General features: G+C 72.0%; 13 protein-coding genes. All 13 read right to left on the reverse strand.

Annotation, left to right across the window (positions count from 1 at the left end; all coding sequences use genetic code 11):
* Positions 1 to 26: 26 nt before the first annotated feature.
* The gene (locus ACS04_RS11150; protein WP_048476402.1) at positions 27 to 1256 is read right to left on the reverse strand and encodes a serine hydroxymethyltransferase; all 1230 of its coding nucleotides are present in this window, start codon (positions 1254 to 1256) and stop codon (positions 27 to 29) included.
* Positions 1257 to 1382: 126 nt separating this feature from the next.
* Positions 1383 to 2072: an arsenate reductase/protein-tyrosine-phosphatase family protein gene (locus ACS04_RS11155; protein ID WP_398024968.1), complete on the reverse strand. Its 690-nt coding sequence runs from the start codon at positions 2070 to 2072 to the stop codon at positions 1383 to 1385.
* Entirely contained in the window at positions 2069 to 2716 is a 648-nt protein-coding gene (locus tag ACS04_RS11160; RefSeq protein WP_048476403.1) for an L-threonylcarbamoyladenylate synthase, read from the reverse strand. Before ACS04_RS11160 ends, ACS04_RS11155 begins: the two co-directional genes overlap by 4 nt.
* Positions 2717 to 2765: 49 nt before the next feature.
* On the reverse strand, positions 2766 to 3611 hold the full coding sequence (gene prmC / locus ACS04_RS11165; RefSeq protein WP_030857135.1) for a peptide chain release factor N(5)-glutamine methyltransferase: 846 nt from the start codon (positions 3609 to 3611) through the stop codon (positions 2766 to 2768).
* Between the two features lie 76 nt (positions 3612 to 3687).
* Positions 3688 to 4767: a peptide chain release factor 1 gene (gene prfA, locus ACS04_RS11170; RefSeq protein WP_048476404.1), complete on the reverse strand. Its 1080-nt coding sequence runs from the start codon at positions 4765 to 4767 to the stop codon at positions 3688 to 3690.
* A 110-nt stretch (positions 4768 to 4877) separates the two neighbouring features.
* Entirely contained in the window at positions 4878 to 5096 is a 219-nt protein-coding gene (gene rpmE, locus ACS04_RS11175) for a 50S ribosomal protein L31 (protein ID WP_030153765.1), read from the reverse strand.
* 190 nt (positions 5097 to 5286) lie between these two features.
* Positions 5287 to 6387 (reverse strand): LCP family protein, encoded by a 1101-nt coding sequence (locus tag ACS04_RS11180; RefSeq protein WP_048476405.1) that lies wholly within the window; start codon positions 6385 to 6387, stop codon positions 5287 to 5289.
* Positions 6388 to 6694: 307 nt separating this feature from the next.
* A complete protein-coding gene (gene rho, locus ACS04_RS11185) occupies positions 6695 to 8830 on the reverse strand; it encodes a transcription termination factor Rho (protein WP_048476406.1) in 2136 nt (711 codons plus the stop codon).
* A gap of 433 nt (positions 8831 to 9263) precedes the next feature.
* Positions 9264 to 10190, reverse strand: coding sequence for a homoserine kinase (gene thrB / locus ACS04_RS11190; RefSeq protein WP_048476407.1), 927 nt, complete (start codon positions 10188 to 10190; stop codon positions 9264 to 9266).
* Positions 10191 to 10490: 300 nt separating this feature from the next.
* Positions 10491 to 11561: a threonine synthase gene (gene thrC, locus ACS04_RS11195; RefSeq protein ID WP_048476408.1), complete on the reverse strand. Its 1071-nt coding sequence runs from the start codon at positions 11559 to 11561 to the stop codon at positions 10491 to 10493.
* A 6-nt stretch (positions 11562 to 11567) separates the two neighbouring features.
* On the reverse strand, positions 11568 to 12872 hold the full coding sequence (locus ACS04_RS11200; protein ID WP_209441676.1) for a homoserine dehydrogenase: 1305 nt from the start codon (positions 12870 to 12872) through the stop codon (positions 11568 to 11570).
* A gap of 158 nt (positions 12873 to 13030) precedes the next feature.
* Complete coding sequence (gene lysA / locus ACS04_RS11205; protein WP_048476409.1) at positions 13031 to 14422, reverse strand: diaminopimelate decarboxylase; 1392 nt, start codon at positions 14420 to 14422, stop codon at positions 13031 to 13033.
* A 19-nt stretch (positions 14423 to 14441) separates the two neighbouring features.
* Positions 14442 to 15437, reverse strand: a complete 996-nt coding sequence (gene nrtL / locus ACS04_RS11210) for an ArgS-related anticodon-binding protein NrtL (RefSeq protein WP_048476410.1) — start codon at positions 15435 to 15437, stop codon at positions 14442 to 14444.
* Positions 15438 to 15453 lie beyond the last annotated feature (16 nt).

Consider the following 15453-nt stretch of genomic DNA (forward strand, 5'->3'; position numbering starts at 1 on the left):
GTTGCAGTACGCCCCGCTTGTCCCCGTTACGCCCCGTACGGGGGAAATCCGCGCGCCAGCTCGGCCACCTCCGGGCGGGTCCTCGCGCTTTCCCCGCGCAGCGCGGCGGCAAACAGCAGGGCGATGCGGGCCATCTCGGGCTCCGCCATGCCCTGGGTGGTGACGGCCGCCGTGCCGAGCCGGATCCCGCGCAGGTCCCCGTACGGGAGGGCGCAGGTGTCCAGCACGATCCCGGCGGCGGCGAGCCGGCCGCGGGCGGTGGGGCCGTCCACGCCGAGCGGTGCCGGGTCGGCGGTGATCAGGTGGGTGTCGGTGCCGCCCGTCGTCACCGCGAAGCCGTGGGCGGCGAGCGACTCGGCCAGCGCCCGGGCGTTGGCGACCACCCGGTGGGCGTACGTGGTGAACGCGGGGGCCGCGGCCTCGCCGAAGGCCACGGCCTTCGCCGCGATGGTGTGCATCTGGGCACCGCCCTGGGTGAAGGGGAAGACGGCGCGGTCGATCCGCTCGGCGAACTCGGCCCCGCACAGGATCATCCCGCCGCGCGGACCGCGCAGCACCTTGTGCGTCGTCGCGCAGACGATGTCGGCGTACGGGACGGGGCTCGGCGCGGCTCCGCCCGCCACCAGCCCGATCGGATGGGCGGCGTCCGCGATGAGGTGGGCCCCGACCTCGTCGGCGATCTCCCGGAACACGGAGTACTCGGGGTGGCGCGGGTAGGAGATCGAGCCGCAGACGATGGCCTTGGGCCGGTGCAGCCGGGCGAGCTCCTGCACCTCCAGGTAGTCGATCAGGCCGGTCTCGGCGTCGACCCCGTACCCGACGAAGTCGAACCAGCGGCCGGAGAAGTTGGCGGGCGAGCCGTGCGTGAGGTGGCCGCCGTACGGGAGCCCCATCGCGAGGACGGTGTCCCCGGGCCGCAGCAGGGCGGCGTACGCGGCCAGCACCGCGGCGGAACCGGAATGCGGCTGTACGTTGGCGTGCTCGACCCCGAACAGGGCGCGGGCCCGCTCGACGGCCAGCCCCTCGGCGAGGTCGGCGTACTCGCAGCCGCCGTGGTAGCGGTGGCCCGGGTAGCCCTCCGCGTACTTGTTGGCGAGCGCCGAGCCGAGGGCCGCGAGCACGGCGGGCGAGGTGAAGTTCTCGGCGGCGCTCAGCTGGAGCGTCGCGGCCTGCCGCTGCGCCTCCCCGTCCAGGACGTCGGCCATCTGCGGATCCTGCTGCCGCAGCAGGTCGGAGGGCGGGGTGATGACGCTCATGGCGCGACTCCAGTGGGCTGTCCCGAATAGCCCCACTCTAGGGCGCCCCGTCCCACGGCGCCCGATTTCGACCCCGCCGGTTTCCGCGGCGCGGGAGTCCGGGCCGGCGCCGGCCGCCGACGCCCGTCAGTGGCGGGCGTTGACGCCCGTCAGGGCCGTGACCACGGGGTCCAGCGCCTGGTTGATCTCGTCGCCGATCGAGCGGAAGAAGGTGATCGGCGCCCCGTACGGGTCGTACACCTCGTCCGCGTCCGGCGACGGCGCGAGCAGCCAGCCGCGGAGCGCGGCAGCGGCCCGCACCAGGGCCCGGGCCCGCTCCGCGACCCCGTCGCCCAGCGGCGGCAGCGTGGCCGGATCTATCGCCCGCACCAGCCGCGTGAACTCCTTCAACGTGAACGTCCGCAGCCCCGCCGAATGCCCCATCGAGATGACCTGCGCCCGGTGGTCCCGCGTGGCGGTGAGCACCAGGTCCGCCCGTATGACGTGCTCGTCCAGCAGCTCGCGCCCGGTGAACCCGGTGGCGTCCGCCCCGAAGTCCGCGAGCACCGCCGCCGCGTTCGCCTCCATCGGGGCCCCCTCGTGCCCCCACGTCCCCGCGCTCTCCACGATCAGGTCGCCGACCGGGATGCCGCCCAGCCGGTGCGCCAGCGCATGCCGGGTCAGCCGCTCGGTGATCGGCGAGCGGCATACGTTGCCGGTGCTGACGTGGAGGATGCGGAACGTGTCCCCGCCGGCGCCCGCCGGGTGGGAGTCCCCCCAGCCGTGGCTGCCGCCGGAGGTGTGCCCGCTTGCTATGCCACGCCCCTCAGGGCTCACGGGGCCACCTCGAGGTCGGGCACGACCTCCCGCAGCTGCTCGGCGGTCAGCGCCCCCTCGCGCAGCAGGACGGGAACCTTCCCGGTGACGTCGACGATCGACGACGGCAGCGTGCTCGGCGTCGGCCCGCCGTCCAGGTACACGGAGACGGAGTCGCCGAGCATCTCGCGCGCCGCGTCGCAGTCCTCGGGCGCCGGGTGCCCCGTCAGGTTCGCCGAGGACACGGCCATCGGGCCGACCTCGGTCAGCAGCTCGATCGCGACGGGGTGCAGGGGCATCCGAACGGCCACGGTCCCGCGGGTCTCCCCCAGGTCCCACGCCAGCGAGGGCTGGTGCTTGGCGACGAGGGTCAGGCCGCCCGGCCAGAACGCGTCGACGAGCTCCCAGGCCTGCTCCGAGAAGTCCGTGACGAGCCCGTGCAGGGTGTTCGGGGAGCCGATGAGGACAGGGGTGGGCATGGTGCGGCCGCGCCCCTTGGCGGCGAGCAGATCGCCGACGGCCTCCGCACTGAAGGCGTCCGCGCCGATCCCGTAGAGGGTGTCGGTGGGCAGCACGACAAGCTCGCCGCGGCGCACGGCGGATGCGGCTTCACGCAGACCCGTCTTGCGGTCCGTCGCGTCGTTGCAGTCGTATCGCCGGGCCATCAGCGGGACTCCTCGTGCAGCAGGGGGGTGGCGGGGCGGGGCGGGGGCGTCACGGCATGGCCTTGCGGGCCGTGGCGAAGCGCGGGCGGTTGTTCAGGTCGGGGTGGTCGGCGGCGTCGGCCCAGCCCCGCTCCTCGGCGAAGATCCACGGGACCTGGCCGCCCTGGGTGTCGGCGTGCTCGATGACCACGATGCCGCCGGGGCGCAGCAGCCGGTGCGCGGTGCGCTCGATGCCGCGGATGGTGTCGAGGCCGTCCTCGCCGGAGAACAGGGCCATCTCGGGGTCGTGGTCGCGGGCCTCGGGGGCGACGTACTCCCACTCGGTGAGCGGGATGTACGGCGGGTTGGAGATCACCAGGTCGACCTGGCCGTCCAGCTCCGGCAGGGCCCTCAGCGCGTCGCCCTGGTGGACGGTGACCCGCGATCCCTCGGCGTTCTTGCGGGTCCAGCGCAGGGCGTCCTCGGACAGCTCCACCGCGTGCACGCGCGAGCGCGGCACCTCCTGGGCCATGGCCAGCGCGATGGCGCCGGAGCCGGTGCACAGGTCCACGATGAGCGGCTCGACGACGTCCATCGCCCGGACGGCGTGTATGGCCCAGTCGACGACCGACTCGGTCTCGGGCCGGGGCACGAAGACGCCGGGCCCGACCTGGAGCTCCAGGTACCGGAAGAAGGCGCGGCCGGTGATGTGCTGGAGCGGCTCGCGCGCCTCGCGGCGTGCGACGGCCTCCCAGTAGCGGGCGTCGAAGTCCGCGTCCTTGACGTGGTGCAGTTCCCCCCGCTTGACGCCGTGCACGAAGGCCGCGAGCTCCTCCGCGTCGAAGCGCGGTGAGGGCACGCCGGCGGCGGCCAGCCGCTGGGTGGCCTGGGCCACCTCGGCAAGCAGCAAGTTCACGCTGGTCCTCCGGGCTGCTGTCGTACGGGGGTGGTGCGGGGGCGGTACGGGTCCTGCGGGGGCCGTGCGGCGCGGATCAGTGCGCGGACGCCAGCTTGGCGGCGGAGTCCGCATCGACGCAGGCCTGGATCATCGGATCGAGGTCGCCGTCGAGCACCTGGTCCAAGTTGTACGCCTTGAAGCCGGTCCGGTGGTCCGAGATCCGGTTTTCCGGGTAGTTGTACGTGCGGATCTTCTCGGAGCGGTCCACCGAGCGCACCTGGCTGCGGCGCACGTCGGAGGCCTCCTGCTCGGCGGCCTCCTGGGCCGCGGCCAGCAGGCGCGACCGGAGGATGCGCATGGCCTGCTCCTTGTTCTGGAGCTGGCTCTTCTCGTTCTGGCAGGAGGCGACCACGCCGGTCGGCACGTGCGTGATGCGCACGGCCGAGTCGGTGGTGTTGACGGACTGGCCGCCGGGGCCCGAGGAGCGGTAGACGTCGATGCGGAGGTCGTTCGGATTGATCTCGACCTCGACCTCCTCGGCCTCCGGGGTGACGAGCACGCCGGCGGCGGAGGTGTGGATGCGGCCCTGGGACTCGGTGGCCGGAACGCGCTGGACGCGGTGGACGCCGCCCTCGTACTTCAGGCGGGCCCACACGCCCTGGCCGGGCTCGGTGGCGCCGTTGCCGCCCTTGGTGCGGACGGAGACCTGGACGTCCTTGTAGCCGCCGAGCTCGGACTCGGTGGCGTCGATGATCTCCGTCTTCCAGCCCACGCGCTCGGCGTAGCGCAGGTACATGCGCAGCAGGTCGCCGGCGAACAGGGCGGACTCGTCGCCGCCCGCGCCCGCCTTGACCTCGAGGAGCACGTCCTTGTCGTCGCTGGGGTCGCGCGGGACCAGCAGCAGGCGGAGCTTCTCGGTGAGCTCCTCGCGGTGCGCGCTGAGCTCCTTCACCTCGGCCGCGAAGTCCGGGTCGTCGGCCGCGAACTCCTTCGCCGTCTCGATGTCCTCGGCGGTCTGCTTCCAGGCACGGAAGGTCGCGACGATCGGGGTCAGCTCCGCGTAGCGCTTGTTGAGCTTGCGCGCGTTGGCCTGATCCGAGTGGACCGAAGGGTCGGCGAGCTTCTTCTCAAGGTCGGCGTGCTCGCCGACCAGTTCCTCGACCGCCTCGAACATCGGGGGCTCCTGAAGTGAAAGTACGAAAAAGGGCTGCGGGACGACAAAGGCGCCGGTCCGGCTGCCCCCGTGTTGGACAGGGTGCAGCCGGGTCCGGCGCCGGGGGCTCGCTACTTCGAGCCGGCAGCCTTGCCGAAGCGGGCCTCGAAGCGGGCGACGCGGCCACCGGTGTCGAGGATCTTCTGCTTGCCCGTGTAGAACGGGTGGCACTCGGAGCAGACCTCGGCACGGATGGTGCCCTCGGTCAGGGTGCTGCGGGTGGTGAACGACGCGCCACAGGTGCAGCTGACCTGGGTCTCGACGTACTCGGGGTGAACATCGCGCTTCAAGGTGTCTCCTAGATTCGGGAGGGCGCCGGGTCGCAGGAGCCGAATTGCGCACTGCGTGAACCGGGGCCGACAGACCAGTCTGCCAGGACCGGGCTGCCTGTCAAAATTCTGAGGACGCCTCCCTCAACGAGGGGGGTCCGCCATCTATTCCGCTCCCCCGCGGAAAGGGTGTGACCAGCTGTTCTGCCGTTCACTGCACGATCTGACCGGCCGTGCCCTTGTCGCCCATCGAGTTGGCGGTGGCCTCGGCCGGGACCGGCTGGTCGGCGAGCAGCGCGTTCCACACCAGCTGGGACTCCTTGGTGAGCGGGGCGACGCGGTCGTGGTCGCGTGCGTCCTGGGTCACCGGCAGCGTGATCATCTTCATGCTCTGGGCGTCGATGCCCTGGAGGCTCTGCGCGAAGCCCATGAGGGACTTCACGTCGCCGAGCGCCTTGTCGGTGGTGAGCGCCTTGGTACCGGTGTCGGCGAGGTCGAGCAGCCGCTTGGGGTTGTCGAACAGGCCGATGCCCTTGACCTGCTTGATCAGGGCCTTCATGAACGCCTGCTGGAGCTGTATTCGGCCGAGGTCCGAGCCGTCGCCGACGCTCTTGCGGGTCCGTACGAGGCCGAGGGCCTGCTCGCCGCCCAGCTTGTTGGCACCGGCCGGGAGGTCGAGGTGGCTCGATCCGTCCTTGATCGGCTTGGTGGTCGTGAGCTGGACGCCGCCGAGGTTGTCGATGATCTTCTTGAAGCCCGTGAAGTCGACCTCGACGTAGTGGTCCATGCGGATCCCCGACATCTTCTCGACGGTCTTGACCGCGCAGGCGGCCCCGCCGATGGTGAACGACTCGTTGAACTGGGAGCGCGAGCTGCCGCGGTCGGTCTTGCCGTTGGCCGTCGTGCAGGCCGGCCGGTTGACCATGGTGTCGCGCGGTATGGAGACGACGGTGGCCTGCTTGTGGCCCTCGTACAGGTGGACGATCATCGCCGTGTCGGAGCGGGCCGAGCCGCCGTCGTCCTGGCCGTACTCGGAATTGGCGCCGCCGCGGGAGTCGGAGCCGAGGACGAGGATGTCCATCGAGCCGTTGTCCACGTTCTGCGGGCGGTCGGTGCCGAGGGCCTGGTCGATGTCGACCGTCTTGAGGTTCCCGTTCAGGTGGAAGTAGAACCAGCCGAGGCCCGCCCCGCCCAGCAGGACCACTGCGGCGGCGCTCCACGCGGCGATGACCAGGGGCCTGCGGCGCTTCGGCGGTTTTCGTCGGCGCCGGCCCGCGGCACGCCGGCCGCCGCCCCTGCTGTCCTCGCTCATGCTCTCCTCGGTCCCTGAGTACGTTCCCTGTGAACACAGACGGACGAATGGCGTCCAGGGTTCCACGGCCGACCGGGGTGCCCGTACGGGGGCACTATGGCGGCCGGGGCGGGACCAACGGCCCGTTTCCCCTCGGGCGCACCGCTCCCACCTGGGGTTTTCCAGGGGCACGCGCGGCGCGGCGGGCAGGTTCACGAAAGCCGCGAGTGTGGCGAACCTCGCAGCCGCGCAAACGAGGGAACCGCCCCCGCCGCGGCTGCGGCGGGGGCGGTTCCGGTGGTGCCGTGAACGGCGACGGATCGACGGATCAGTCGTCGTTCTTGCCCGACGGGGTCGTCTTGGCGATCTGCATCAGGAACTCGGCGTTCGACTTCGTCTGCTTCATCTTGTCGAGGAGCAGCTCGATGGCCTGCTGCGAGTCGAGCGCGTGCAGCACCCGGCGCAGCTTCCAGACGATGGCGAGCTCCTCGCTGTTGAGGAGGATCTCCTCCTTGCGGGTGCCCGACGGGTCGACGTCGACGGCCGGGAAGATGCGCTTGTCGGCGAGCTTGCGGTCGAGCTTGAGCTCCATGTTGCCGGTGCCCTTGAACTCCTCGAAGATCACCTCGTCCATGCGCGAGCCGGTGTCGACCAGCGCGGTGGCCAGGATGGTCAGCGAGCCGCCGTCCTCGATGTTGCGCGCGGCACCGAAGAAGCGCTTCGGCGGGTACAGCGCGGTCGAGTCGACACCACCGGACAGGATGCGTCCGGAGGCGGGCGCCGCGAGGTTGTACGCGCGGCCCAGACGGGTGATGGAGTCCAGCAGCACGACCACGTCGTGGCCCAGCTCGACGAGGCGCTTGGCGCGCTCGATGGCCAGCTCGGCGACGGTGGTGTGGTCCTCGGCCGGACGGTCGAAGGTCGAGGAGATGACCTCGCCCTTGACCGACCGCTGCATGTCGGTGACCTCTTCGGGACGCTCGTCGACCAGGACGACCATCAGGTGGCACTCGGGGTTGTTGGTGGTGATCGCGTTGGCGATCGCCTGCATGATCATGGTCTTGCCGGTCTTCGGCGGAGCCACGATCAGGCCTCGCTGGCCCTTGCCGATCGGCGACACGAGGTCGATGATGCGGGTCGTCAGCACGCCCGGGTCGGTCTCCAGGCGGAGCCGGTCCTGGGGGTACAGCGGGGTCAGCTTCTGGAACTCCGGGCGGCCGCGGCCGGATTCGGGCGCCATGCCGTTCACCGAGTCCAGACGCACGAGGGCGTTGAACTTCTCGCGGCGCTCGCCGTCCTTGGGCTGGCGCACGGCGCCGGTGGTGTGGTCGCCCTTGCGCAGGCCGGCCTTGCGGACCTGGGCGAGGGAGACGTAGACGTCGTTCGGGCCGGGCAGGTAGCCCGAGGTCCGGATGAACGCGTAGTTGTCGAGGATGTCCAGGATGCCCGCGACGGGGATCAGGACGTCGTCGTCGGCGACCTGCGGCTCGCTCGGCGCGAACTCGTCGCGGCCGCGGCGGCCACGGCGGTCGCGGTAGCGGCCCCGGCGGCCGCGGCGGCCGCCCTCGTCGTCGAAATCGTCCTCGGGGCCGTTGCCCTGGGGACCACCCTGACGGTCCTGGCGGCCCTGCTGCTGACGGTCCTGGCGGCCGCCCTGCTGCTGGCGGTCCTGGCGGTCGCCGCGGCCACCGCCCTGGCCTTGGCCACCCTGGCCACCGCCCTGACCCTGGCCGCCCTGACCCTGGCCGGCCTGGCCCTGGCCCTGGGCGCCCTGGCCCTGGTCGTCGGCCTTGGCACCGCGGTCGCGGCGGTCACGGCGGCCGCCCTCGCGCTCGGTGCGGTCACCGCGGTCGCGGCGCTCGCGTCGGCCGCGGCCCTCGCCCTCCTGGGCGGGCGCGGAGACGGCGGTGGCGGCCTCGGCCTTGGTGTCGGCCGGAGCCGTCGCGGTGGCGGTCTCGGCCCTGGCCTCGGCCTGCACGGCGGCGGGGGCCGCGGTCTCCGGGCTGCCGGAGGGGGCCGTGGCGCGACGGCGGCGGCGCTCGCCGGCCGGGGCCTCGTCGGCGGCACCCTGCTCGGAGAGCTTGGGGGACGGCTGGCCCGGGATCTCGATCTGCGCCTGCGCGGCGGTCTTCTCGGCGGGCGCCTCGGCGGCGGCCTCACCCGTACGGGCCTTGCTGGTGGCGCGGCGCTTCGGCTTGGACTCGGCGGCTTCGGCGGCGGGAGCCGCGGCCTTGGGGGCGCCGCTTCCCGCCTGCGCCTCCTTGATGACCTCGATCAGCTGGCTCTTGCGCATCCGCGCGGTGCCCCTGATGCCGAGGCCCGACGCGACCTGCTGGAGCTCGGCCAGGACCATGCCATCGAGGCCGGTGCCGGAGCGGCGACGCTTGGGGGCGGCGCCCGCGGCGGGGGCACTGGTGTCGACAGTGGTGTCGGCAGCGCCCATCAGATCGGTGGTGTCGCTCACGAAGGGTCCTTCCCTGGAGCGGACGTCGGCCTGTCTGGCTCGGCGACCGGTTGTGCTGTCCGGCAGCGGTCCATGGCTTGGTGGGTCATGGGCCGCGGCCGGGGCGGTGGTCCGCCGACAGAGGAACGGCGGAAAGAAACGTGCATGGGTGGTTCCGGCGAGAGCTCCCGAGCTGGAAGCGTGGGAATGTCACGCCGATTCCGGAGCGTGCTCGAAACTGCTGGAAGCGATCAAAGCAGTCGGGGAGGCTCCCGGAAGAAAGGTGGTCCCTGAAGGGGACACTGAGCACCGAGCCATGGCGGCTTCGGATGCGCACTTGAGACTAACACTACCGGATCCAACAGATATTCCCCCTCTCAATCACCGGCAATCGCGCCTTCGGCGCGGGCGGCCTGCCCTGGCCGCCCGCCCCCGGCGGGTATGCCCCTACGGCCTAGCCGCCCTGGTTTCCCAGCGGCAGGACGCTCGCGCCCGCGGCGTCGAGGGCGAGCCGGTTGGCCGCCCATCCCTCGCCCGCGAGCTGCGCGACCTTGTCGGCCGCGCCGTTGTCGACCAGCGCGAGGACCGTGGGGCCCGCGCCGGAGATGACCGCGGGGATGCCGTCCGCCCGCAGCCGGTTGACGAGTGCGACGCTCTCCGGCATCGCCGGGGAGCGGTACTCCTGGTGGAGCCGGTCTTCGGTGGCCGGTAGCAGCAACTCGGGACGCCTGGTCAGGGCTTCGACGAGCAGGGCCGCGCGACCCGCGTTCACGGCCGCGTCCACGTGCGGGACGTTGCGCGGCAGCAGGCCGCGCGCGGTTTCCGTCAGGACCGGCTTGGAGGGGACGAAGACCACCGGAACGATGGAATCGGCGGGCTCCATACGGATCGCCTTGGCGCTGCCGCCGTCCATCCAGGCGAGGGTGAAGCCGCCGAGGAGACAGGCGGCGACGTTGTCGGGGTGGCCCTCGATCTCGGTGGCCAGTTCCAGGAGGGCCGCGTCGTCGAGCTTGGCCTCCCCGCCTATGGTCACGGCGCGGGCGGCGACGATGCCGGCGCAGATCGCGGCGGAGGAGGACCCCAGGCCTCGGCCGTGCGGGATGCGGTTGGCGCAGACGACCTCGAGGCCGCGCGGCTGCCCGCCCAGCAGGTCGAAGGCGGTGCGCATGGAGCGTACGAGCAGGTGGCTCTCGTCCCGCGGGAGGGTGTCGGCGCCCTCGCCCGCGATGTCGATGTTCAGGCCGGAGTCGGCCACCCGGACGACGACGTCGTCGTAGAGCCCCAGGGCCAGGCCGAGGGCGTCGAAGCCCGGGCCGAGGTTGGCACTGCTGGCGGGGACGCGCACCCGTACGGCGGCGGCGCGGAACGCTGGACCGGCCATCGTCCGATGACACTCCTTGTGACTGTGCGAGACGAGATCTTCGCTGGCTCGCTGCGAATGTACTGGAGAACGTACGACACCCGAAGGCCCTCTGGGCAGCACCACGGACATATGCGCGGTGGCGGATGTAAGTACAGCCTATCGAAGGAAGGTTCTCTCGCGACATAGGGCGCACAGGAGGCGCACGATGCGTGTCGGCGCCTTCCGGTGGATTCCGCCGAATGCCGTGGACTTATGCGTCGTACGACCCGAGTTGCCGGATTCCGCGGAGCCCGCGGAATCCGGCGAACCGGGGGTGGATCAGGCCAGGCCGAGGCGGATGGCCGCGGCCTCCGCGTCCACCGGGACGGTGACCGGCTGCGGAGCACCGGCGACGGCCCAGTCGGGGTCCTTGAGTCCGTTTCCGGTCACGGTGCACACGATCTTCTGGCCGGGGTCGACCAGGCCCAGCTCGGCGGCCTTGAGCAGGCCGGCCACGGACGCGGCCGAGGCGGGCTCGACGAAGACGCCCTCCTGTGCGGCCAACAGACGGTAGGCCGCGAGGATCTGGCGGTCCGTCACCTCGTCGATGAAACCGCCCGACTCGTCGCGCGCGGCGAGCGCGTAGTCCCAGGAGGCCGGGTTGCCGATGCGGATCGCGGTGGCGATGGTGTGCGGCTCCTTGACGACCTCGCCGCGCACGATCGGCGCGGAGCCGGAGGCCTGGAACCCCCACACGCGGGGCGTACGGGAGGCCAGGCCGTCGGCCTTGTACTCCTTGAAGCCCTTCCAGTACGCGGTGATGTTGCCGGCGTTTCCGACGGGCAGCACGTGGATGTCGGGGGCGTCGCCGAGCGCGTCCACGATCTCGAACGCGGCCGTCTTCTGGCCCTCGATGCGTACCGGGTTGACGGAATTGACCAGCGCGACCGGGTAGTTGTCCGACAGCGCGCGGGCGAGGTCCAGGCAGTCGTCGAAGTTGCCGTTGACCTGGAGGATCTTGGCGCCGTGCACGAGCGCCTGGCCCATCTTGCCGAGCGCGATCTTGCCCTGGGGCACGAGGACGGCCGAGACCATCCCGGCGCGCACCGCGTAGGCGGCTGCGGAGGCCGAGGTGTTGCCGGTGGAGGCGCAGATGACGGCCTTGGCGCCCTCCTCCTTGGCCCTGGTGATGGCCATGGTCATGCCGCGGTCCTTGAAGGACCCGGTGGGGTTCGCGCCCTCGACCTTCAGGTGGACCTCGCAGCCGGTGCGCTCGGAGAGCACCTGCGCGGGAACGAGGGGCGTACCGCCCTCACGGAGTGTGACCACGGGAGTGGTGTCCGTCACCGGCAGGCGGTCCCGGTACTCCTCGATGATGCCGCGCCACTGGTGGGTGCGATTGCTGCTCATGGGTCCTTACTCCCCTTCAACACGCATGATGCTGGCGACACCGCGCACGGTGTCCAGCTTGCGCAGTGCCTCGACGGTCCCGGAGAGGGCGGCGTCGGGCGCGCGGTGGGTGACGACGACGAGGGAGGCCTCATTGCCGACCCCGTCCGGACGTCCTTGCTGTCGTACGGTGTCGATGCTGACCCCGTGCTCCGCGAACGTCGTCGCCACCTGGGCGAGGACGCCCGGCTTGTCGGCCACATCGAGGCTGATGTGGTAGCGCGTGACGACGTCGCCCATGGGGCTGACCGGCAGCTGGGTGTACGCCGACTCGCCGGGCCCCGTTGCCTCGGCGAGCTTGTTGCGGCAGACGGCGACGAGGTCGCCCAGGACCGCCGAGGCGGTCGGAGAACCGCCCGCGCCGGGCCCGTAGAACATGAGCCGCCCGGCGGCCTCCGCCTCGACGAAGACGGCGTTGTACGCCTCGCGGACGGAGGCGAGCGGGTGGGTGAGCGGGATCATCGCCGGGTGGACGCGGGCGGTGACGGACTCGCCGTCGGCGGCGCGCTCCAGGATGGCGAGGAGCTTGATGGTGCAGCCCATGCGCTTGGCGGAGGCGAAGTCCGCGGCGCTGACCTCGGTCATGCCCTCGCGGTAGACGTCGTCGAGGCGGACCCGGGTGTGGAAGGCGATGCCGGCCAGGATCGCGGCCTTGGCGGCGGCGTCGTAGCCCTCCACGTCGGCGGTGGGGTCGGCCTCGGCGTACCCGAGGGCGGTGGCCTCGTCGAGGGCCTCCTGGTAGCCGGCGCCGGTGGAGTCCATCTTGTCGAGGATGAAGTTCGTGGTGCCGTTGACGATGCCCATCACCCGGTTGATCTTGTCCCCGGCGAGGGACTCGCGCATCGGGCGCACCAGCGGGATGGCGCCGGCGACGGCGGCCTCGTAGTAGAGGTCCAGCCCGTGCTGCTCGGCCGCGGCGTGCAGGGCGGCGCCGTCCTGGGCCAGCAGCGCCTTGTTCGCGGAGACGACGGAGATGCCGTGCTCGAAGGCGGTGGTGATGAGGGTCCGGGCGGGCTCGATGCCGCCGATGACCTCGATCGCGACGTCGATGTCCCCGCGTTTGAGCAGGGCGGTCGCGTCGGTGGTGATCAGGGCGGGGTCGATGCCCTCGCGCACCTTGGAGGGGCGGCGCACGGCCACGCCGGCGAGCTCGACGGGCGCGCCGATCCTCTGCGTGAGGTCGTCGGCGTGCGTCGTCATGATGCGCGCCACCTCTGAGCCGACCACTCCACAGCCCAGCAGCGCCACCTTCAGCGGACGCGTACGCATCATTCGACCTACGCCTTTCGATCTTCCAGCACCACCCGGCGGGCGGTATTGCCCGCCGGGTCTCGACCAGTCTCACTCAATGGACAGGACTTTCCATCCTCGGTCCATTGAGTGAGACACCTATTTTGGGGGTATGGGGCCTTCTCCCCGAAACAACCGGATCATCCGAGGTCCAGCCGCAGGAGATCTTCCTCCGTCTCGCGCCGGACGATCACCCGTGCCTGGCCGTCGCGCACGGCGACGACGGGCGGGCGCAGCGCGTGGTTGTAGTTGCTGGCCATGGAGCGGCAGTACGCCCCGGTGGCGGGTACGGCGAGGAGGTCCCCCGGGGCCAGGTCGGCCGGCAGGAAGGCGTCCTTCACGACGATGTCGCCGCTCTCGCAGTGCTTGCCGACGACGCGGACGAGCATGGGCTCGGCGTCGGAGACGCGGGAGACGAGGGTGACGGCGTACTCGGCGTCGTAGAGGGCGGTGCGGATGTTGTCCGACATGCCGCCGTCGACGGAGACGTACGTGCGCAGCCCTTCGAGCGGCTTGATCGTGCCGACCTCGTAGAGGGTGAAGGCGGTGGGGCCGACGATGGCGCGGCCGGGCTCGACGGAGATGCGGGGCGCGCGCAGGCCGGCGGACTCGCATTCGCGGGCGACGATCTCGTGCAGGGCCTTGGCGATCTCGTGGGGCTCGCGCGGGTCGTCGGAGGAGGTGTAGGCGATGCCGAGGCCGCCGCCGAGGTCGATCTCGGGCAGCTCGACGCCGTGCTCGTCCCGTACCGCGGCCAGCAGCCGCACCACGCGCTTGGCGGAGACCTCGAAGCCGGCCATGTCGAAGATCTGCGAACCGATGTGGGAGTGGACGCCGAGCAAGTCGAGGCTGTCGTGCCCGAGGGCGCGCCGTACGGCCTCGGCGGCGCTGCCGTCGGCGACGGCGATGCCGAACTTCTGGTCCTCGTGCGCGGTGGCGATGAACTCGTGCGTGTGCGCCTCGACGCCCACCGTCACGCGGATCTGGACGGGCTGGCGCACGCCCAGCTCACGGGCGATGTGCGCGACGCGGGCGATCTCCTGGAAGGAGTCGAGCACGATGCGGCCGACGCCGGCGGTGACGGCCCGGGTGATCTCGGCGACGGACTTGTTGTTCCCGTGGTAGGCGATCCGCTCGGCGGGCATGCCGGCGGCGAGGGCGGTGGTGAGCTCGCCGGCGGAGCAGACGTCGAGGTTGAGCCCTTCCTCCTTGAGCCACTTCACGACGGCCTTGGAGAGGAACGCCTTGCCCGCGTAGAACACGTCGGCGTCGGGCCCGAAGGCGTGCGCCCAGGCCCGGCAGCGCTGCCGGAAGTCCTCTTCGTCGAGGAAGTAGGCGGGGGTGCCGAACTCCTGGGCGAGGGAGGTGACGGGGATGCCGCCCACGGTCACCACTCCGTCGTCGTCGCGCCGCACGGTCCGCGCCCAGACCTTCTCGTCGAGGGCGTTGAGGTCGGCGGGCGGCGGGGAGTAGTGGCCCTCGGGCAGGACGTCGGCGTGGCGGGGCCCGGCGGGGTGGGCGGAACGGCTCATCGGTATCTCTCTTCGCAGATCACAGGCAGTCAGGTGCGTCTATGCCGAGAAGGGCCAGGCCGCCGGCCAGCACCGTCCCGGCGGCTTCGGCAAGAGCCAGCCGGGCGCGGTGGGCGGCCGAGGGTTTCTCGTCCCCCTTGGGCAGCACGCAGTGCTGGAAATCGAGCAGTTCGTCGGCGACGCGGACGAGGAACCGGACGAGCTGCTCCGGCGCCCGCCGGTGCGCGGCGGCCTCCAGTACGAGGGGGTACTCGGCGAGGAGGCGCAGCAGCGCGCGGGCGTCGACCGGGCCGGGCTCGGCGTGGAAGCCGAGGCGGGTGGCGGCGCGGCCGAGCGCCTTGGCGCGGGAGTGGGCGTACCGCACGAGGAAGAACTCGCCGGACTCGTCCTGCACCAGCAGCCCGGCGTCGAAGTGGGGGGTCTCGCGGGCCGGAACGGCGAGCGCGGCCCAGGTGGCGGCGTCCCGCCCGTAGACGGCGACCACGTCCCCGTCGCGGCGGGCGACGGGGGCGACGGGGGGCGGCGCGGCGCCGTCTGCGCTCCCCTGGCTGTTTCCGTGACTGCTTCCCTGGCTGCGCAGGATGCGTACGACGGCCTCGTGGACGGCGCGCTGCCGGAACCCGGCGGTGGGGCCCCAGCAGAAGGGGCCGGGGTCGAGGGCGTCGTCCGCGTACCCGTAGCGACGTCCGCGGACGAGCACTTCGCGGACGAGCTCGGCGGCGGCGCGGGGGGCGAGGGTGAAGTTCAGGAACCCGGCGCCGGTGATCTCGACGCGGTCGAGCCCGGGCTCGGCGGCCAGGCCGTCGGCGATCACGCGGGCGACCTCGGCGGGGGTCCGTCCGGCGGCCCGGGCGACCTGGAAGGCGACGGGGGTGGCGTAGTCGCCCACCCCGCCCGGCCGGGTCCGCTCGACGACGATCCGCTCGGGCACGCCCGTCTCGGCAGGCAGCTCCCCGTCCTCGACGGCGCGGCGCACGGCGCGTGCGACGGTGCTGGAGAGGTCGGCGGGGGTCACGGGACCAGCCTAGGGG

Origin of the sequence: Streptomyces roseus (genome assembly GCF_001044425.1) — a bacterium.
In the GTDB taxonomy this organism is placed as follows: Bacteria; Actinomycetota; Actinomycetes; order Streptomycetales; family Streptomycetaceae; genus Streptomyces; species Streptomyces roseus.